At 70.9% G+C, this 18,930-nt stretch carries 17 protein-coding genes; 8 read left to right on the forward strand and 9 right to left on the reverse strand.

Features of this window, described 5'->3' with window-relative positions; translation table 11 throughout:
- Positions 1–155 precede the first annotated feature (155 nt).
- Both ABZU52_RS03020 and ABZU52_RS03025 read right to left on the reverse strand, forming a co-directional pair.
- Positions 156–3,134 (reverse strand): UPF0182 family protein, encoded by a 2,979-nt coding sequence (locus ABZU52_RS03020; protein WP_354969412.1) that lies wholly within the window; start codon positions 3,132–3,134, stop codon positions 156–158.
- 96 nt (positions 3,135–3,230) lie between these two features.
- Positions 3,231–4,244 carry a PDZ domain-containing protein gene (locus ABZU52_RS03025; RefSeq protein WP_354969413.1) on the reverse strand — a complete coding sequence of 338 codons (1,014 nt, stop codon included), beginning with the start codon at positions 4,242–4,244 and terminating at the stop codon, positions 3,231–3,233.
- A gap of 115 nt (positions 4,245–4,359) precedes the next feature.
- Here ABZU52_RS03025 and ABZU52_RS03030 point away from each other — a divergent pair, with 115 nt between their 5' ends.
- A complete protein-coding gene (locus ABZU52_RS03030; RefSeq protein WP_354969414.1) occupies positions 4,360–5,670 on the forward strand; it encodes a zinc-dependent metalloprotease in 1,311 nt (436 codons plus the stop codon).
- Positions 5,671–5,877: 207 nt separating this feature from the next.
- On the opposite strand, the gene ABZU52_RS03035 is transcribed toward ABZU52_RS03030, so the two are convergent.
- Together ABZU52_RS03035 and ABZU52_RS03040 are read right to left on the reverse strand one after the other, a co-directional pair.
- The gene (locus tag ABZU52_RS03035; RefSeq protein ID WP_354969415.1) at positions 5,878–6,486 is read right to left on the reverse strand and encodes a hypothetical protein; all 609 of its coding nucleotides are present in this window, start codon (positions 6,484–6,486) and stop codon (positions 5,878–5,880) included.
- Between the two features lie 359 nt (positions 6,487–6,845).
- Complete coding sequence (locus tag ABZU52_RS03040) at positions 6,846–7,376, reverse strand: M48 family metallopeptidase (protein WP_354969416.1); 531 nt, start codon at positions 7,374–7,376, stop codon at positions 6,846–6,848.
- Between the two features lie 513 nt (positions 7,377–7,889).
- Between ABZU52_RS03040 and ABZU52_RS03045 the strand changes: the two genes are divergently transcribed.
- The 3 genes from ABZU52_RS03045 to ABZU52_RS03055 all read left to right on the forward strand — a co-directional run bounded on the left by ABZU52_RS03045 (position 7,890) and on the right by ABZU52_RS03055 (position 10,740).
- Positions 7,890–8,060, forward strand: coding sequence for a DUF5679 domain-containing protein (locus tag ABZU52_RS03045; RefSeq protein WP_208869694.1), 171 nt, complete (start codon positions 7,890–7,892; stop codon positions 8,058–8,060).
- 224 nt (positions 8,061–8,284) lie between these two features.
- Positions 8,285–9,397, forward strand: a complete 1,113-nt coding sequence (locus tag ABZU52_RS03050; protein ID WP_354969417.1) for a hypothetical protein — start codon at positions 8,285–8,287, stop codon at positions 9,395–9,397.
- Positions 9,394–10,740, forward strand: coding sequence for an AarF/ABC1/UbiB kinase family protein (locus ABZU52_RS03055; RefSeq protein WP_354969418.1), 1,347 nt, complete (start codon positions 9,394–9,396; stop codon positions 10,738–10,740). Before ABZU52_RS03050 ends, ABZU52_RS03055 begins: the two co-directional genes overlap by 4 nt.
- A 334-nt stretch (positions 10,741–11,074) precedes the next feature.
- Here ABZU52_RS03055 and ABZU52_RS03060 read toward each other — a convergent pair whose 3' ends face one another.
- The 3 genes from ABZU52_RS03060 to ABZU52_RS03070 form a co-directional block, all read right to left on the reverse strand.
- Positions 11,075–11,440: a WhiB family transcriptional regulator gene (locus tag ABZU52_RS03060; protein WP_030490434.1), complete on the reverse strand. Its 366-nt coding sequence runs from the start codon at positions 11,438–11,440 to the stop codon at positions 11,075–11,077.
- Positions 11,441–11,570: 130 nt separating this feature from the next.
- Positions 11,571–11,819: a hypothetical protein gene (locus ABZU52_RS03065; protein ID WP_354969419.1), complete on the reverse strand. Its 249-nt coding sequence runs from the start codon at positions 11,817–11,819 to the stop codon at positions 11,571–11,573.
- Between the two features lie 121 nt (positions 11,820–11,940).
- Complete coding sequence (locus ABZU52_RS03070) at positions 11,941–14,106, reverse strand: ATP-dependent DNA helicase UvrD2 (protein WP_354969420.1); 2,166 nt, start codon at positions 14,104–14,106, stop codon at positions 11,941–11,943.
- Positions 14,107–14,198: 92 nt separating this feature from the next.
- Here ABZU52_RS03070 and ABZU52_RS03075 point away from each other — a divergent pair, with 92 nt between their 5' ends.
- Positions 14,199–14,441 (forward strand): mycoredoxin, encoded by a 243-nt coding sequence (locus tag ABZU52_RS03075; RefSeq protein WP_354969421.1) that lies wholly within the window; start codon positions 14,199–14,201, stop codon positions 14,439–14,441.
- Here ABZU52_RS03075 and ABZU52_RS03080 read toward each other — a convergent pair.
- Positions 14,431–15,939: an MFS transporter gene (locus tag ABZU52_RS03080; protein WP_354969422.1), complete on the reverse strand. Its 1,509-nt coding sequence runs from the start codon at positions 15,937–15,939 to the stop codon at positions 14,431–14,433. The two genes, ABZU52_RS03075 and ABZU52_RS03080, sit on opposite strands and share 11 nt — an antisense overlap.
- A 70-nt stretch (positions 15,940–16,009) precedes the next feature.
- Here ABZU52_RS03080 and ABZU52_RS03085 point away from each other — a divergent pair, with 70 nt between their 5' ends.
- The 3 genes from ABZU52_RS03085 (at position 16,010) to ABZU52_RS03095 (ending at position 17,817) form a co-directional block, all read left to right on the forward strand.
- Positions 16,010–16,990, forward strand: a complete 981-nt coding sequence (locus ABZU52_RS03085) for a helix-turn-helix transcriptional regulator (protein WP_354969423.1) — start codon at positions 16,010–16,012, stop codon at positions 16,988–16,990.
- 74 nt (positions 16,991–17,064) lie between these two features.
- The gene (locus ABZU52_RS03090; RefSeq protein ID WP_354969424.1) at positions 17,065–17,304 is read left to right on the forward strand and encodes a DUF397 domain-containing protein; all 240 of its coding nucleotides are present in this window, start codon (positions 17,065–17,067) and stop codon (positions 17,302–17,304) included.
- A 237-nt stretch (positions 17,305–17,541) separates the two neighbouring features.
- Positions 17,542–17,817 carry a hypothetical protein gene (locus ABZU52_RS03095; RefSeq protein ID WP_354969425.1) on the forward strand — a complete coding sequence of 92 codons (276 nt, stop codon included), beginning with the start codon at positions 17,542–17,544 and terminating at the stop codon, positions 17,815–17,817.
- A 127-nt stretch (positions 17,818–17,944) separates the two neighbouring features.
- On the opposite strand, the gene nudC is transcribed toward ABZU52_RS03095, so the two are convergent.
- Positions 17,945–18,904, reverse strand: a complete 960-nt coding sequence (gene nudC, locus ABZU52_RS03100) for an NAD(+) diphosphatase (RefSeq protein WP_354969426.1) — start codon at positions 18,902–18,904, stop codon at positions 17,945–17,947.
- Between the last annotated feature and the right edge of the window lie 26 nt (positions 18,905–18,930).

An 18,930-nucleotide genomic window follows, 5' to 3' on the forward strand; every position in this document is an offset into this window, starting at 1 on the left:
ATGAGGACGGCGGACCCGTGCCGCAGGTTGCGGCCGTCCGCGCCTGTCGGCGAAGTGACAGCGGGGCACAGCTCCGGACACGACGGAGCCCCCGCCATGCGGACCGGTGCGGTCCGCTGACGGGGGCTCCGAGACGTACTCCCGGGCGTGCCGGGTCAGCCGCCGGCGCTCGGGCTGGCACCTGGCGTACCAGCGGCCTGCTGCGCCTGCTGGAACGCGGTGAGCGCCTCGTCGAGGGCCTTCAGCGCACGCCCGTACCGCTCGAAGTCGCCCGACGTCTGCGCGGCCCGGACCTCGGTGATCGCGGTCTGCACCCGGTCCGCGGCGGCAGCCAGGTCACCGGTCGGCGGTGGGGTGCCGGCGCTCGGGGTCGGCGTTGGCGCCGCCGTCCCCGACGGCGTCGGCGTCGGCGTCGTCGGGTTGCCCCCGGTCGTCGGCGGCGGCGACGTGCCCTGCCCGGCCTTCTTACCCTGCTCGACCAGTTGCTTGATGCCGTCGTTGATGTTGTCGGCGAGCGCCACGAAGGAGCCGCCGTCACCGTACGAGAGCAGCACCTTCTGCAACAGCGGGTACGCGTCCTGCTGGTTGCTCTTCACGTAGACCGGCTCGACGTAGAGCATCCCGTCGGCGAAGGGCAGCGAGAGCAGGTTGCCGTACTGCACCTGCGCCTGGTTGCTGGAGAGCAGGTTGAGCTGCTGACGGATGTTCGCGTTGTTGGTCATCTGCTGGTGCACCTGCACCGGGCCGGAGATCCGGGTCTGATCCGGCAACTCCAGCACCTCCAACCGGGGCTTCCCATCGACGTACGACCCGGAGATCAGCGCGGCGAGGTTCTGCCGGCCGTTCGGGGTGACCGCCGAGGTGAGCTGGAACCGGGGGCTCTCCTGCCCCGGGAACTGGGTGAACAGGTAGTACGGAGGCTGCTTCTGACCGCTGTCCGGAGCGTCCGGCACGTTGGGCACCTGCCAGAAGTCCTGCGCGGAGTAGAAGTCACCCGGGTTGGTCACGTGGAACTTGGTGAGCAGGTTGCGCTGCACCTTGAACATGTCCGCCGGGTAGCGCAGGTGCTCGCTCAGCTCGACCGGAATCTCCGCCTTGGGCAGCACCAGGTCACCGCCGAACGCCTTGTTCCACGCCTTCAGCACCGGGTCGGTGTCGTCGTACTCGTAGAGCTTCACCGTGCCGTCGTACGCGTCGACGGTGGCCTTCACCGAGTTGCGCATGTAGTTGACGTCCTCCCGGGCCAGCTGGAAGGTGCCCCGGTTGGTCAACTCGTCGGTTGTCTCGGTCTGCAGGTTGACCTTCTCCGCGTACGGGTAGGAGGCCGCAGTGGTGTAGCCGTCCACGATCCACTGCACCCGACCGTCGACCACCGCCGGGTACGGGTCGCCGTCCAGGGTGAGGAACGGCGCGACCTTCTCCACCCGGTCCCGCGGGTTGCGCACGTAGAGCAGCTTGGAGTCCTTGTTGACCGCCTCGGAGAGCAGGAAGTTCGACTCCTGCTCCTTGATGGCGTACAGCAGTCGCCGGGTGAAGGAGCCGATCTCCACACCGCCCTCACCGGTGTAGGTGTAGGACTCGCCGCCGCCCTCACCGACCGGCCGGTCGAACTCGGCCTTCTTGTTCGGGTCGGCCTGCCCGACGATGGCGTAGTCGTCGGCCGCCATCCGCTCGCCGTAGTAGATACGCGGCTGCGTGGCCGGGATCTGCTCGGTCTGCGAGGAGCACGCCTCCTGGGTCTTCTCGCCGAGGAAGCCGGAGACGAAGAACGGCTGCCCACCGCAGACCACCTGGTTGGCCGGGGCGGCCACCAGCCCGTACCCGTGGGTGTAGACGGTGTGCCGGTTGATCCAGGTGTTCTGCTGGTCGGTCAGCTCGCCGTAGTTGATCTCCCGGACGCCGACCACGTAGTCGGAGACCTTCCCGTTCACCCCGTACCGGTCGATGTCCAGCTTCGGACCGAAGTCGTAGAAGCCACGCACCTGCTGGAGCTGGGTGTACGTCTCGCTGACCAACTGCGGGTCGAGCAGCCGCACGTTCGACACCACCGAGGTGTCGGTGGCCAGGTTCCCCGGTGGGGTGAGGTTGTTCGCCGCGTACGGGGTCGTCTCGGTGACCGCCAACCCGAACGCCGCCCGCGTCGCGTCGATGCTGCGCTGGATGTACGGCGCTTCCTTGTCCTTGGCGCTCGGCTTGACCTCGAAGGTCTGCACCGCCCACGGGTAGATGCCGCCGATGGCCACCGCGGACACGCCGAGCAGCGCCAGCGAGATCCCCGGCCAGACCAGGTTCCGCATCCAGGCGTTGGAGAACACCAGGATCGCGATCGCCACCACGATCGAGATGTAGGCGAGGATCTCCTTCGCCGGCAGCAACGCGTTGACGTCGGCGTAGCCGGCGCCGTACAACTTGGCGCCCTCGTTGTACTCCAGCAGCATCGCCCGCCGGTCCAACACGTACGCGATGGCCTTCAGCAGCACGAAGACCGCGACCAGGGTGCTCAGGTGGGCGCGGGCCGCGTTGCTCATCCGGTCACCGACGCCCTGCAGGCGGACCCCACCGAAGAGGTAGTGCACCGCCAGCGCGCCGATCACGGCCAGCACCACAGCGGTGAAGGCGACCCCGAGCAGGTAACGCCAGAACGGCAGTTGGAAGACGTAGAAGCCGATGTCGACCCCGAACTCCGGGTCCTTGATGCCGAAGTCACCGCCGTTGCGGAACAGCAGCCACTGGTTCCACCGGTTCTGCGCGGAGAGACCGGCGAACAGCCCGACCACCGCGGCGGTCAGCGAGATCCAGGTGCCGAGACGTGGGCTGAGCGCCATCCGGTAGCGCTCCAGCGTCGCCTGCTCCACCGAGTGCGGACGCAGCCGCGGGCGCAACCGGTAGGCCAGCCAGAGGTTGCCACCGACGATCACCGCCATGCCGAGGCCGATGGCGAGGAAGAGCAACAGCCGGGTCAGCAGGACGCCGGTGAAGACCTCGGTGTAGCGGACCTCGTCGAACCAGAGCCAGTCGGTCCACGCCTGGACACCCCAGCCGAGCAGGGTGAAGAGCACGAACACCCCGACCAGGACAGCGATGGTGACGCGCCCGCGCCGGCTCATCCTCGGAAGGGGGCTGCTGCTACGCATGACCACTGTTGGCTCCGCACGCTCGATATGATCGGCTCCGACCAGGCACCCAGAGTACGGGGTGTTCCTGAGCGTGTCGGGGCACGGTCACACCGCTCAGCAACGCGTCGGCTGACCGCCCTCGCGCAACGTCTCCAGAGCTGTCATCGCCTCGTCCAACGAGCCCACCCGCAGCAGCGGCAGATCGGGCTGCGGATTGCGGACCGCCTCGGCGCAGTTGTCCGCCGGCACCAGGAAGACCTTCGCCCCGGCACGCTTGGCGCCGACCAGCTTCTGGGCGATCCCGCCGATCGGGCCGACGACGCCCTCGTCGTCGATGGTGCCGGTGCCGGCGATGATCTGGCCGCCGGTGAGGTCGGCCGGTGTCAACTTGTCCACGATCCCCAGGGCGAACATCAGACCGGCGCTCGGCCCACCGATGTCGCCCAGGTCGATGCCGAGCGTGAACGGGTGCGGCTGCTGCTGATCGATCTCGACGCCGATCCGCGGCCGGCCGTCCTGCTCCTTGCTGGTCACCGCCACAGTGGCCGGCACGCCGTCCCGGGTGTAGCCGATGGTCAACGCCGTGCCCGCCGGCTTGGCCCGGACCAGCTCGGTGACCTTCGCGGCCACCGGCACCGGCTGGCCGTCGACCGAGGTGATCACATCGCCGGCCTTCAGCGCCCCGGCCGCCGGGCCGTCCCCGGCCACCGTCTTGACCACCACCTGCACCGGAAAGCCCAACTCCCGCAGCGCGGCGGTCTCCGCGCTGGTCTGCGACGCCTTGAAATCCTCGGCGTTGCGCTGCTCGACCTGCTCCGTCGACTCCCCCGGCGGGTAGACCAGCTCGCGCGGCACCACCGCCTCGTCGTCGGAGAACCAGCCCGCGATCGCCCCCCGCAACCGCACCGTGGGTTGCACCCCCACCGTGGTCAACCGCAACTGGCCGGCCGAGGTCGAGGTCTCCCGACCGGAGACCTGGATGACCTCCTTACCGTCGGACGTGCCGAGGGTGTTGACAGTCGGACCCGGGCCCAGCACCACGTACGGAATCGGCACCCGGAGCACCCCGATGCTCAGCAGGGCGGTGAACAGGGCACCGAGCAGGACCGTCAGGCCACGACGTCTCATGCCGCAGAGCGTACCGACCGGCCACGGGTCATCCGCCGGATGCGCCGCGCGACTTCGCCCTCAGCGCAACGCCAGCGGCGACTACCTGGGGCGCGGTCCGCGTACCGTAGATGTCGTGCCTGATATTCCGTTCGGTTTCGCGCTCCCGGGTGGGCAGCCACCAGACCCCAACGATCCCGCGCAGATGCAGCAGTTCATGTCGCAGTTGCAGCACCTGCTCTCCGCGCCGGGCAGTGGGCCGGTCAACTGGGACCTGGCCCGGCAGGTAGCCGCCAGCCAGCTCGCGGCCGCCGGTGACCCGGCGGTGTCGATGTACGAACGCAACGCGGTCGAGGAGGCTCTGCGCCTGGCCGACCTGTGGTTGGAGCCCGCCTCGGCGTGGCCCTCCGGCATCCAGAACCCGGTTGCCTGGAACCGCAACGAGTGGATCTTCAAGACGCTGGACGTGTGGCGCAAGCTGTGCGACCCGGTCGCCAGCCGGATGGTCGGCGCGATGGGCGACCTGGTGCCACCGGAGGCGCGCGCCCAGCTCGGCCCGATGCAGTCGATGGTGGCCTCCCTCGGTGGCGCGCTCTTCGGCGGTCAGCTGGGCCAGGCCCTCGGTTCGCTCGCCGCGGAGGTGCTCTCCGCCGGTGACATCGGGCTGCCGCTCGGCCCGGCCGGCACGGCCGCGCTGATCCCGGCCAACATTCGGGCGTACGGCGAGGGCCTGGAGCTGCCCGAGGACGAGGTCCGCCTCTACGTGGCGCTGCGCGAGGCCGCCCACCAGCGGCTGTTCCAGCACGTCCCGTGGCTGCGCGGGCATGTGCTCAGCGCGGTCGAGATGTACGCCTCGGGCATCCGGGTCAACCGGGAGGCGATCGAGGAGGCGATGGGCCGGGTCGACCCGACCGACCCCGAGTCGATGCAGGCGATCGCCCTGGAGGGCATCTTCACCCCGGAGGACACTCCGGCGCAGAAGGCCTCACTGGCCCGCTTGGAGACCGCGCTCGCCCTGGTCGAAGGCTGGGTGTGCCACGTCGTGGACAGCGCCGCCAGCGACCGGCTGCCCAACGTCGTCCGGTTGGGCGAGGCGTTCCGCCGTCGCCGGGCCGCCGGTGGTCCCGCCGAGCAGACCTTCGCCGCGCTGGTCGGTCTGGAGCTGCGGCCCCGCCGGCTACGCGAGGCAGCAGCGCTCTGGGCCGCGCTCACCGAGCACCGTGGCATCGAGGGCCGCGACGCCGTCTGGGGCCACCCGGACCTGCTCCCGTCGGACGACGACTTCGCCGACCCGGTCGCCTTCGCCATGAACGACACGGACCTCAGCGAGCTGGACAGCTTCGACTTCACCGCGCCCGGCGGGATGGAGGAGAAGGCCCCCGGCCAGTCGGATCAGCCGGGCCAGCCCGGTCAGTCGGACGAGACCGACGGCGACGCCAAGTCCTGACGTCCGCACAACGACTGCCTGCGCCCGGTCGCCCGCATGATCGACAGCGGGCAACCGGGCGCGGCGGCCGGCGGGGTTGGTAACTGAGCTCGGGCTGGCCGGGCACCGGGGGCTGGCCGGGCACCGGGGGCTGGCTGCTCCGGCCGGGGCATCACGGGGCTGGCCGGGCAGTTGCCGGTCGGCCTTACCGGCGGGCAGGCTGACGGTTCAGCCGGGTCGGCCCGACCCGGAGAGAAGGGCGCGGGTCGCTTCCCACCCCTCGAAGGCTGGGTCCAGCGTGGCCAGGTCAGCCGGGCCGCGCAGTCGTCGCCAGCCGGCGGTGACCGCCACGTCACCCTGGCGGGGGGCATTGGCCCGCGCCTGAGCCGGCGTCGCCGTGTCCAGTTCCAGCGTCGGCAACCAGTCCGGCGCGGGCAGTCGTACCGCGACCCCGAGCAGACCGGGGCCGCCGCCCTCGACCGGAGCCACCGCGACCGGCCGGGTGGTGAGTGGGCGGAGCAGCTTGCCGACGGTCAGTGCGGGCAGGTCAGGAACGTCACTGACCAGCACGGCCGCCTGGTCGTACCCGTCCAGCGCGGCGAACACGGCGTTCGGCGTCGGCTCGGTCACCTCGTACACCGCGGTGCCGGGCCACACCAGCGCATCGGCCAGAGCCCGGTCGGCCGGAGTCACCGCGACCGCGACCTCCACCTCATTGAGCGTGGCGAGCAGGTCGATGACGTCTTCCGCGAGAGCCGCCCGCCACTCCGCCAGGTCGACGCCGGGCGGCGACCAGTGCACCGGCCCGAGCATCGCCACCACCACCCGTCGCGCCATTCCCCGACCCTAGACGATCTATGCCAAGGGTTCGGTGAGCGGAGGTGTTGGTGCGTCTGATGGTCGAAGACCGTGCCGGCGACGCCGTCCGAGGCGGTTGACAGGGTAGATCTTGGACAGTTTCCGTTAGCAGCTAACGGAAAGTGTCCAAGATTGCCAGCGATGGCGGGTGAAGCGGCCCGAGGTCGTGCCGCATGGGAACGTCTGGCCCCTGTCGCGGCCGGAGGTCGACTCGCCGCGACACGTCCCCGACCGACGGGCGCGGCGGTCAGGTCCCTTGGAATAGATCCTCTAGCGTCCCACCCCGAGCGGCCACCCCACCCGGCCCGACTCACCCCGGCGAGGGTCGGCAGTGGGGATCAGGTGGGGATCGGTGCGCAGGAGGCGGCGGCGACCCCTTCGAGGTAGCCGCGGGCGCGTTCCGCCTTGGGGTAGCGACCGACCAACGCCCAGAACCGGGCGTTGTGGCTGGGCACGATGAGGTGGGCCAGCTCGTGGAGCAACACGTAGTCGATCACCCATTCGGGCATGTCCTGGACGCGGTGCGAGATTCGGATGCTGCGGTCTGCCGGCGTACAGGAGCCCCATCGGCCGTTCTGGTTGGTAACCCATCGCACGCTGGCCGGCACCGCCTTGCTGGCGTACCCGGCGAGGTAGAGGTCGATGAGCCGGTTGGCGCGGGTCAGCAGCTCGGCGTCGGAGCGGGCGAGTCGCCCCTCCCGGGCGGCGAGTCGGGCGAGCATCCGGTCGACCCACTCGCTCTCCTCGGCCCGGGAGAACTGCTCGGGGATGAGGACGACCACTCGCTCACCGTCACGGTACGCGGACACCGTGCGTCGTCGACGCTGGCTGCGCCGTACCTCGACGACCGGCTTGCGCGTCCCCGCCATCACTGGCCCGCGCAGCCTCGGCTACGTGTCACGAAGGAAAGCTAATGCCCACTGACCAGGGGTCCGCAAGAGTCAATCGCACGACACGCGCCCAGAAAATGGTGATTGGTCGCCAGGCGTCCCGAAAATTTCTTGACCGCGGCGTCATCGCGCCATCTCGTCACCCTTGGTGAACGCCGATCACACCGGTACGCGGTACGTCCCCACCGTAGGTGATCACCGTCTCGGATGCCGCTGCGGGGGCACTCGCACGGGTGGCTGTCAGGGTTTGGTCGGCGTGTCCCCGCCAAACTGACTTATCCGACCTATTTCGCCATGCACACTCTCGACGTCGACTTGCTCACAGTGTCGATGCACAGCTGACATGGAACTGCCCAGACCTGGGTAGGGTCCGCGAACCAGCGGTCACGAAGGTGGCCGCGGAGTGAGACCCAGCGCCGGCGCCCCGTGTGGCCCGCCGCCGGGCACCCCGCCGGGACGGCATTGACCGGCGGACGAGACGAGGAGGGCACCGTGGCCGACCAGGCCCAGACGACCTACAACGGTTACTGCGTGAAGTGCAAGGAGAAGCGGGATTTCGAGGGGCACATTGAGGTCTCGAAGACCGGAATGAACATGGCCAAGGGCAAGTGTCCGGTATGCGGAACAACAGTGAACCGCATCCTGGGCAAGGCCAAGGTCTGACCCGAACGGTTGAACGGGGGGCGGGGTGGCCGGGCGGCCACCCCGCCCCCCGTTGCCGATCGGGAATTCGGCGCTCTTGGCGTCGGCGGCCTGTCGGGTGAGCGACAGCAGGGACGGCGGGCTGTGGAAAACTCGCCAAATCCTGTGGATAGCGCTGGACAGGGGCCTGGCCACCTGTGGACAACGATCGACTGAATGCGAAGTAGCGGTCACGATTCGTGACCATGAGCCGCACCGTACTGCCCCGGCCCACCCTGCTACCCGGCCTCAACCGGCTCTGGCGGGACCGGCACACCCTCCAGCTCGGCGTCGGCCCCGGGCCGGCCGTCCTACTGGAGCTGGCCAACCCCCGCGCCGCCCACCTGCTCGACCTGCTCGACGGCACCCGTAGCGAACGCACCGTGCTCGCCCACGCAGCGACCGCCCAGGTCAGCGCCGACGACGCGCGTACCCTGCTCGACACCCTGCGGGCCGCCGGCCTGTTGGTGCCGGCGCACAGCCTGCTCCCCCGCGACCTGACCGGCCCGGTCCGTGCCCGGCTCGCGGCGGAGGCCGGCGCACTGGCCCTGGCCGCCGCCCGACTGCCCGGCACGCCCGCGCAGGTCCTGCGTCGCCGGCGGGCGGCTCGGGTCCTGCTCACCGGCCCCGGAGCGTTCGGCGGACCGCTGACGGTGGCGCTGGCCCAGTCCGGCGTGGGGCAGGTGATTCCCCAGCTCACCGGCCCGGTACGCCCCGTCGACCTGATCGGCACGGGCATCCCCGCCACCGACCTCGGTCGCCCGCTGGCACCGGCGGTGCGGGCTGCGGTCAACCGCGTCGCACCGGGCACCGGCACCCACTCCAATCGCGCCAGCCGGATCGACCTGGTGATTCAGCTCGGCACGGACCGGCCCCCCGCGCTGCTCGCCGCCGGTCTCGCCCAGCGCCGGCAGCCGCACCTGCTGGTCACGCTGCGCGAGGGCGTACCGGTGATCGGGCCGCTGGTCCGCCCACCGGCCGGGCCCTGCCTGCACTGCGTCGAGCTGCACCGGGCCGACCGCGACCCGGACTGGCCGCGGCTCGCCGCTCAACTCGCCGCCGCCGACCCGGTGGCCGCCGGAACGACCGGCACGCTCCTCGTGGCCTGCGGGTACGCGCTGGCCGAGGCGCTGACGCAGCTGGACGGAGGTCAGCCGGAGACGCTGGGTGGCGCCATGGAGATCACCGGCGCCGGCTGTTTTCGTCGTCGAGGTTGGCCGCCGCACCCGGCGTGTGGGTGCTCGCAGGGCCGAGTGTCCGCACCAGCCCGGCCGCAGAGCAGCAGCGGGGCCCTCCGGTCGGTAACAATGACCGGGTGACCGACATCCCACGCCGCGCCGTGTCCCGCACCGCCAAGCTCGCCGCCCTGCCGCTCGGCTTCGCCGGCCGGACCGTGCTCGGGATGGGAAAGCGCGTCACCGGGCTCGCCTCCGACGTGATCTCCGCGGAGATTCAGCAGCGCACCGCCGAGCAGTTGTTCAGCGTGCTGGGCCAGCTCAAGGGCGGGGCGATGAAATTCGGCCAGGCGCTGTCGGTCTTCGAGGCGGCTCTACCGGAGGAGATCGCCGCACCCTACCGGCAGGCGCTGACGAAGTTGCAGGAGGCGGCGCCGCCGCTGCCGGCCGCCAGCGTGCACAAGGTGCTGGCCGAGCAGCTCGGCCCCGACTGGCGGGAGCTGTTCGTCGAGTTCAACGACGTCCCGGCCGCCGCCGCGAGCATCGGTCAGGTGCACCGGGCGCGCTGGCGCGAGCCGGGGTTCGACGAGTCGGGGGCTCCGAACAGCTGCGACGTAGCAGTCAAGATCCAGTATCCGGGAGCCGGCGACGCCCTGCTCGCCGACCTCAAGCAGCTCTCCCGACTGGGCGGGATGTTCCGGGCCATCCAGCCCGGCCTCGACGTCAAGCCGCTCCTGGCCGAGCTGCGCGAACGGATCACCGAGGAGTTGGACTACGAGTTGGAGGCCGAGTCGCAGCGCGCCTTCGCCGCCGCGTACGCCGACGACCCGGAGATCTACATCCCGCAGGTGATCAACGCCTCGCCCCGGGTGCTCGTCACCGAGTGGGTGACCGGCACCCCACTGGCCGACATCATTCGTGAGGGCACCGAGGAGGATCGGGACGAGGCGGGCCGGTTGATGGCCACCCTGCACCTCTCCGCGCCGCAGCGGGCTGGGCTGCTGCACGCCGACCCGCACCCGGGAAACTTCCGGCTGCTGCCCGACGGCCGGCTCGGGGTGATCGACTTCGGTGCGGTGGCCCGGATGCCGGAGGGCACCCCGGAGCCGATCGGTCGGATCGCCGCGATGGCCCTGCGCGGCGATGCCGACGGGGTCGTGGCGGGGCTGCGGTCGGAAGGGTTCATCAGCTCGGCCGAGGAGATCGACGCCGAGGGGGTGCTCGACTTCATCCGCCCCATGCTGGAGCCCATCGCGGCGGACGGCTTCCGGTTCACCCGGGCCTGGCTACGGGCCGAGGCGGGTCGACTGGCCAGCCCTCGCTCCCCCACGTACCAGCTGAGCAGGAAGCTCAACCTGCCACCGTCGTACCTGCTGATCCACCGGGTGACGCTCGGGTCGATCGGGGTGCTCTGCCAGTTGGAGGCGAAGGCCCCGTACCGGAGCATCCTGGAGCGCTGGCTGCCCGGCTTCGCCCCGGTCGCCTGATGACGAAACCGGTCGCCTGACGACGAGGCCCGGTCGCCTGACGACATGGCGAAGGGCGGGTGCCGGTCGGCACCCGCCCTTCTGTGTGGAGTGGTACTAGAGAACGCCCAGGTCGCGAGCCGCCTGGTTGCGGCCGGTCATGGCGACGGTACGGGCGGATCGGGTTGCCTCAGTGCTCGTGGTGGTACGACCGGCCTGAGGCCGGCGCATTCGAGCCCTGGTCAACGCTTCGTGGAGTAGTTGCATCTCGAAGGCTCCACTCGGAACGTTCAACATCGTTTTCTCACTCACTGCCGGTGTGGCACCGGCGTAGTTGGAACGGGTCGGGAACATGTCAGGCTGCCAGCCGGACCGCACCACGCACCTCGGACAGCCCACTGGCCGCCAGGCGCGCCTCGGCCTCGACCCGAAGCTCGGCGTCACGGGCGACGTCCTCCTTACGCGGACGGCCACGGGGCCGCTTACGCGGGACAACCGCGCCACGCTCGAAGATCTCGCCGCCCCAGACGCCCCACGGCTCCGCTCGCTCAACGGCTCCGGCCAGGCACTCGACGCGCAGCGGGCAGTCCCCGCAGAGCGACTTGGCCAGCTCGAGCTCGGTGGGCGAGTCGGAGAACCACAGGTCGGGGTCGAACTTCCGGCAGGGCAGGTTCGCCTCCATCTCGACGCTCATGTCGAGGGGGGCCAACGCCAGACTCATCTCCCGGTCACCTCTCTCTCACTTCGATCTCGTGGATCGCATTCCGACGTACTTACGGCGGGCAAAAAACTGAGGCCGCGGATCCCGGTATGCGGGTTCCGCGGCCTCGAGGTGAGCCGGAGTCTGATGGTCAGACCGGTTTACCTCGAGGTGGAACGCCGCGGACATCCATGCGCTTCTTGGCGACCCGGATGCCATTGCCCGTGAAGCCACTGGTCCCCTCGACTCCAGCGGGCGCGACGGTCAGGATCAGCTCGGCCTGAACCTGGTGCACCTGCGGAACCGACGGTCGTGCAGCCGTAAGGGCCACCCGGACAGCCGACAGCGGAGCGTGGACAGACGGCATCGCCGCCAGACGCTCATAGGTGAAGATCTCCACGGGTGCCACCTCCCTCACGTTCCTCGAATCGACTGGACCGACCCCGTGAGCAGCCAGAATGGCGCCGCTCGCGTGGTGTGTCCTGAGGCTATTCCTCGCGCCGGGGCGAGGGCAAACGAATTTACGACGAGATTTCGAAAGTTTTCTCTGGGCAGACATCGTCCACCCCGGCACCGGCCACGAGGGCCAGCACCGACTCGCCGTAGAGGCCCAGCTTGCGTGGGCCGATACCGGCGATGGCGATCAGCTCCTCCGGCCGACCGGGTCGCCGCTCGGCCAACGCGATCAGCGTCGCGTCGGTGAAGACCACGTACGCCGGGACCTTCTGCGCACCGGCCACCCGCTGCCGCCACTCGCGCAGCCGTTCGTGCAGCTCATCGTCGATATCGGACGGGCAGGTGGGGCAGCGGCCGAGCTTGCGGTCCGGGCCGGCGAGCAGGGTGGCGCCGCAGATCCGGCAGGAGACGATCTGGGTTCGCCGCCGCTCGGGACGCCGGGTCGAGCCGGTGTCGCCGGTCGCCCGTTCGGTGCCGCCGGAACGGTCCAGTTGAGGCAGGAACCGCGACGGCCGCCGGGCCCGTCCGCCCGGCGAGCGCGCGGCGGCGTACGACAGCCAGAGCCACTCCCGGGCGCGGGTGATCCCGACGTAGAGCAGCCGGCGCTCCTCCTCGACCTGCTCGACGGTCTTGGCGTACGTGGTGGGCAGGGTGCCCTCGGCGAGGCCGACCAGGAAGACCGCGTCCCACTCCAACCCCTTGGCCGAGTGCAGGGACGCCAGCGTCACCCCATCCACCGTCGGTACGTGCTGCTGGGCGGCCCGGCGTGCCAACTCCTCGGTGAAGTCGGTGAGGGTGACCGGGCGCTCCACCGAGGCGGCCTCGCCGATCGGCACGACCTCGGGGGTGGCCGCGTACTCCTCGGCGAGCTGGACCAGCGCGGACAGCGCCTCCCACCGCTCGCGGGCCGCACCACCGGCCGGGGGCGCGTCCGGGGCCCAGCCGACGGCGGTGAGCGCCTCGACGACGGCGGCCGGCAACGGTGTCTCGCCGGGGATGGAGCGGGTGGCGGCACGCAGCGCGACCATCGCCTGGCGCACCTCGGCCCGTTCGAAGAACCGCTCCGCGCCCTGCACGACGTACGGCACCGCGGCCTCGGTGAGCGCCTTCTCGTACGCCTCGGACTGCGCGTTGACGCGGAACAGCACGGCGATCTCCTTCGCCGGTGTGCCCGCGTCGATCAGCGACCGGCAGCGCGCGGCGACCGCGTTCGCCTCCGCCGGCTCGTCGGTGAAGATCCGCAGGTCCGGCTCGGGGCCGGGCGGGCGCTGCCCGCTCAACTCCAGCCGCAGGCGCGCCTCGGTGCCCCGGGCCTGGGAGATCACCGCGTTGGCCAGCCCGACCACCTGCGGGGTGGAGCGGTAGTCACGGACCAGCCGGATCACCGTGGCGCGGCGGTGTCGGCGGGGGAAGTCGACCAGGTACGCGGAGGTAGCCCCGGTGAACGAGTAGATCGTCTGGCTCGCGTCGCCGACCACTGTCAGGTCGTCCCGGCCGCCCAGCCAGGCGTCCAGCAGCCGCTGCTGGAGGGGGTTGACGTCCTGGTACTCGTCGACCACGAAGTGCCGGTACTGGCCACGGACCTGCTCGCCGACGTCCGGGTGCTCCTCAATGCCCCACACCGCGGCCCGCAGCATGTCCTCGAAGTCGATCACACCGTTCGAGCGCTTGAGCTGCTCGTACGCGGTGAACACGTCGGCCACCTTCGCCGGCTCGTGCGGCGTGTCGCGCAGCGCCCGCGCCGCGGCCACCACGTACTCGGTCGGCTCGACCAGCGACGACTTCGCCCACTCGATCTCGCCGGCCAGGTCGCGGGCGGCGGCCCGGTCGGTGCGCAGGCCGACCCGGGCGGCGGCGAGGGTGACCAGTCGCACCTTGCTGTCCAGCAGTTCGGGCATGGCCCGGCCGGCCAGCAGCCGGGGCGCGAAGTACCGCACCTGTCGCAGCGCGGCGGCGTGAAACGTGCGCGCCTGGACACCTCCCACCCCGAGGAGGGTGAGCCGGCTCCGCATCTCGGCGGCCGCGCGGGCCGTGAAGGTGACCGCGAGCACGTGCCGGGGGGAGATCTCCCCGGAGAGCGCCCGGTGGGCGATTCGGGAGGTGATCGCCCGGGTCTTGCCGGTGCCGGCACCGGCCAGGATGCAGACCGGGCCGGCGGGTGCGGTCACCGCGGAGCGTTGCTCAGGGTCCAGCCCGGCGAGCACCTGTTCCGACGCTGAGTGAACCACCACAACCAGGAATCATCTCAGCTCCTCCCAGCGTTGCAGCGAACAGCCTCGGCTTGATCCGCAAGCCGCGGCCGGAGGAGTTGGAGGATCTGAGGATGCTGACGATGTATTCCACCCCCTGGTGCGGCTACTGCCACCGGCTGAAGTCGCAGCTCGACCGGGAGGGCATCGGGTACGAGGTGGTCGACATCGAGCAGGACCCGACGGCCGCGGAGTTCGTGATGAGCGTCAACGGCGGCAACCAGACGGTGCCGACGCTGCGCTTCGCCGACGGCAGTGCCCTGACGAATCCCTCGATCACCCAGGTCAAGCAGCACCTGGAGACGCTCAACGCCTGATCTGCCGGTTTAATCCCGACGAGCGGCCGTCCCACCCGGGGCGGCCGCTCGTCGTGTTCGGAGAACGGGTCACGGTGGCGATGGTCGGTGGTGCCGGGAGTTCGGTGTCCTCGGCCGGCCGGCGGGGCGCCGGGAGCGTCGGGCGGGTGGGCGGCGTCGGCGGGCGGGCGCCGCTCGGCGCGCTCAGGTGCCGGCCCCGCCACAGGTAGCTGCCGGCGGCCAGGGTGGCCACCCCGACCAGCGCGAACAGCAACCGGTAGTCCAGGAACCCGACCAGCAGGGCACCCGCCCCGATGGAGAACGCCTGCGGTCCGCTGACCACCGCCTGGGTGGCCGCGGCGACCCGGCCGACCAGCGACGGCGGGGTGCGCCGCTGGATCAGCGTGTGCAGCCCCACCATCGTCAGCGGGAGCGAGACCCCGGCCAGCAGCACCGCCGCGAACCCGAGCCGCAGATCGGGGTACGCGAGCGCGAGCGCGGCCGGAGAGAAGAAGGCGACCCCGGCGGCCAGCGTGCCGACCTCACCGAGCCGGCGGACCAGCATCGGTGAGCAGAGCCCACCGAGCAACCCACCGACGCCCTGCACGGTGACCAGCACGCCCACGAACGCGGCGTCCCGGTTCAGCCCCTGGTCGACGTAGGCGAAGATGAGCGACTCGCTGAAGCCCATCACCAGTGACCCGAGCCCGTAGCCGAGCAGGGCCCGTCGCAGGGCCGGCTCGCCGGCCAGGTGCCGCAGGCCGGCGCCCAGTTCGGCCGGCCACCGCAGCCGCACGGCCGGCGGCACCTGCTGCGGAGTGGGCAGCGCGGTGACCACCGCCGCCGCGGTCAGAAATCCGACCATGCCGATCCCGGCCAGCGCCCACCCGCCGAGCGCCGCGTAGAGCGCCGCGCCCACCAGCGGGCCGACCAGTCGGATCCCCTGACGTACGGTCTGCAGCACGCCGTTCGCCTCGGCCAGCAGTTCGACCGGCACCATCTCGCGGATCAGCCCACTGAGCGCCGCGCCGAGCGTGATGGACGAGAGTCCGTACAGGGCGGCCACCAGGTAGACGATCCAGACGTCACCCGCGTCGCGGACGGTGAACAGCGGGGTGAGCAGGGCCGCGGTCATCACGTTCGCGGCCACGAAGAACGGCCGGCGCGGGTAGCGGTCGACGACCCAGCCGACCAGCGGTGCCAGCGTCATCGGCGCGATGACCGCGAAGATCGTGGCACCGGCCAACCCGTTCGAGCCAGTCAGATCCTTGACCCAGATGGCGAGTGCGAGCAGCAGGATCGACTCGGCGGTCATGCTGGCCAGCAGACCGCCGAAGAGCAGGCGGAAGTCGGGTCGGCGCAGGATCGTGCGCATGGGGTCCCTCCGGCGGGATGGCGTGCCCAGGTGGGCGAGGTCGACGGGCCGCGACCGCGGGTCCGTCGTCGTCCGGCATTCCGTGGTCCGATTTTCGCAAGACACGCCCTCGCCGGAACCTCCGACACCGGTCGCGCCGTCCATACTGACCGTGGGGGGCGAATTTCATACAGTTACCGTCGCGTCTGCGGCGGTCGACGGGAAAGAGGACACTGTGCCTCCTGCCGCACCCAGCCCGATCCTGCGTCGTCGCCGGTTGGGCATCGAGCTGCGCCGCCTGCGTGAGGCCGCGGGCCTCACCGGCGATCAGGTCATCGAGCGTATCGGTTGGGCCTCCGCGTCCAAATTGTCCCGCCTGGAGAATGGCCGCAGCCGACCGGACCCGCAGGACGTCAGCGACCTGCTCGACCTCTACGGCGCCGACCAGGCGCTGCACGACGAACTGCTGGGCATCACCAACGAGGCCGGCGACATGCGCGGCTGGTTGAAGAACTTCCCGGTGATGACGCAGCAACAGCGCGGCTGGGCCGAGTTGGAGGCGGGCTGCGCGGAGATCTCCGAGTACAACCCGGTGCTGGTGCCGGGTCTGTTGCAGACCCCCGGGTACGCCCAGCTCCGGATCGTGTCAGCCCGCCAGGTGAACGCGGGCGCGGGTGAGCCGGAGCCCGGCGACGAGCCGGAGACCGAGGTGCAGGCGCGGCTGGCCCGCCAGTCGCTGCTCACCCGGGAGCCGCACGCGCCCCGCTACACCGCCGTGTTGGAGGAGGCGGCTCTCGGCCGCCGTGCCGGGCCGCCGGAGGTGCTGCACGAGCAGCTGCTCCAACTCTGTGAGCTGGCCCTGCTGCCCAACGTGACCCTGCACGTGCTTCTCCGGGACACCCAGATCGGCGATTGGTACCTTCCGCCGACCGCTTTCTCGGTCTATCGGTTCGCCGATCCCCTCGATCCGGAGACATTGGCCATCGAAGGTGGCTTCACCGACGTCATGTCGACCGAGTCAATCACGCTAAATCGCTATAAAGTGGTGTTCGAGTGGCTATGCACGGCGGCACTTGACGCCTCGGACACCCTCTCCTGGCTGATCGAGTCGACGGGACGGCTGACCGAGGCGACGCCCCCATCCACAGTGGCGTTCGGGCCGGCAACGGCGCCGACCCAACGCCGCCGGGATTCGGGGCGACTGACGGACCGGTGATCCACGGGGGACCCTCCGTCGGGACGTGCGGCACCACTCGTCCCATTGGATCGCTGCACATCAGGAGCAGAACCATGAACGACATCCGCAAAACGCCGTCCGTCTCCGCCCACTCGTTGGCGGACGCCCCGTGGCGTACCAGCACCCGCAGCCAGACCTCCAACTGCGTGGAGGTCGCCCCGCTCGCCACCGGCCCGTCGGCGGTCGCCCTGCGCGACAGCAAGGACCGGGGCGGTCCGGTGCTGCTGTTCAACCGCGCGGGGTGGCTCGGTTTCATCACCGGAGCGAAGAAGGGCCAGTTCGATCTGAACTGATCCGATGATCGGGTACGGGGCCGTCGGCACACTGCCGGCGGCCCCGTCGCGTCACCACCCGCCGACCCGTCGCGCTGCGAGCCCGCCGACCCCGCTGAGCAGCCATCCGCCGATCGGACGACGCCCGAAATCGAAAGGCGCGTTTCACTTGCTGAGACGAACACGGGGCGTAGCATGACCTCGAGTACGTGGAACTTCCACACTGGCTCATCCGTCGCGGTTCATCCGGAGACCCTCATGCGGTTCCTGATCGTTCGCACCGACATCCGCGCCGTCGCTGACGGGGACATCGCCGCCGCCTGGGCGGACGGCCACCGGCTTCGCGACGAGACGACCACGCCCGAGCCGCGACGGCAGATCGTGCACGCCGAGGACCGGGACGCCGCACTGCTGCTGGCCCGAGCCCTGGCCACCGTCGGCGCGGTCCGCGCCGGCAAGCAACGGGTCAAGGTCCTCCCGCTGATCGAGCCGCGGCCCGCCTTCCGACACAGATCGGGCCGCACCGGCACCTGAATCCACAGGTCGTCCGTCGTGGTCGGACCGGCTCCCCCGCCGCGTTTCTCGCACCCACCGACCACGACGGCCCGTGTTCCCGGCCCGTGACCGCCGCGGCAACGGCGGCCACGGGTCGGGACCGTGCTCAGCGGTCGGCGTCCACCCAGCCGTCCAGCCAGCGGTGAATGAGGAACAGCGCGATCGACGACGGAGGCGGCAGGATCAGCCGTGCCCCGTCGCCCGCGTCCACCGTCTGCCCGGCCAACGCCGCCCCGATCTCCTGCCGGGAGAACCACCGGGCGTACGCGATCTCGGACGGGTCGACCCGCACCGGCTCCGTCGGGTTCGCGGTGGCCAGGAAGCCCAGCATCAGCGAGCCGGGGAACGGCCAGGCCTGGCTGCCCACGTACCCGATGCGCTCGACCCCGATGCCCACCTCCTCGCGAACCTCGCGCAGCACGGCCGCCTCCGCCGACTCGCCCGGCTCCACGTAGCCGGCCAGGCAGGAGTAGCGCCGACCCCCCGGAGTCCCCTGCCAACTGGCGTTGTTGCCGAGCAGGCAGCGGCCGTCCGGGCCGTCCACGCCATCGTGCACGAGCACGATCATCGCCGGGTCGGTACGCGGCCAGATCCGCCCACCGTTGCGGTCCACCCGGGACCAACCGGCCTCGTCCATCGCGGTCGGCGCGCCGGTGCTCGTCGAGTAACCGTGGCGGGTGTGCCAGTTGACCAGGGCCAACGCGGTGGTGAAGATGCCGGCCTCCCGGTCGGCGAGCAGGTGACCCACCTCCCGGAGGTGGACCGCCCGGGTCCCCGGGATCGCCGGCAGCGGCGCGTCGACCGCGAAGACCGGCACCCCGTCCGGCTCGACACCCAGGAACATCGCCGTCGCCTCGGACCCGGCGGGCACGTCGCCCGCCCCGAACAGCACCAACGCCGGTGGCGACGTCTCGGTGCGGGCCAGCGTCCGACCCTCGGCGGTCGAATCGAGCAGCAGCACCCGAGCGCGCAGCCACGCCTCGGTCAACCACTGCGAGTCACCCCGCCGGTGCGCCGCCCGGTCCAGCGTGGACCGCGCCAACGGCGGCGCCGCCTCCCCGCTCACACCGACGCTCCGCTACGCTCCGCGCC

It is taken from the genome of Micromonospora sp. NPDC005220, assembly GCF_040607895.1.
Lineage (GTDB): Bacteria > Actinomycetota > Actinomycetes > Mycobacteriales > Micromonosporaceae > Micromonospora.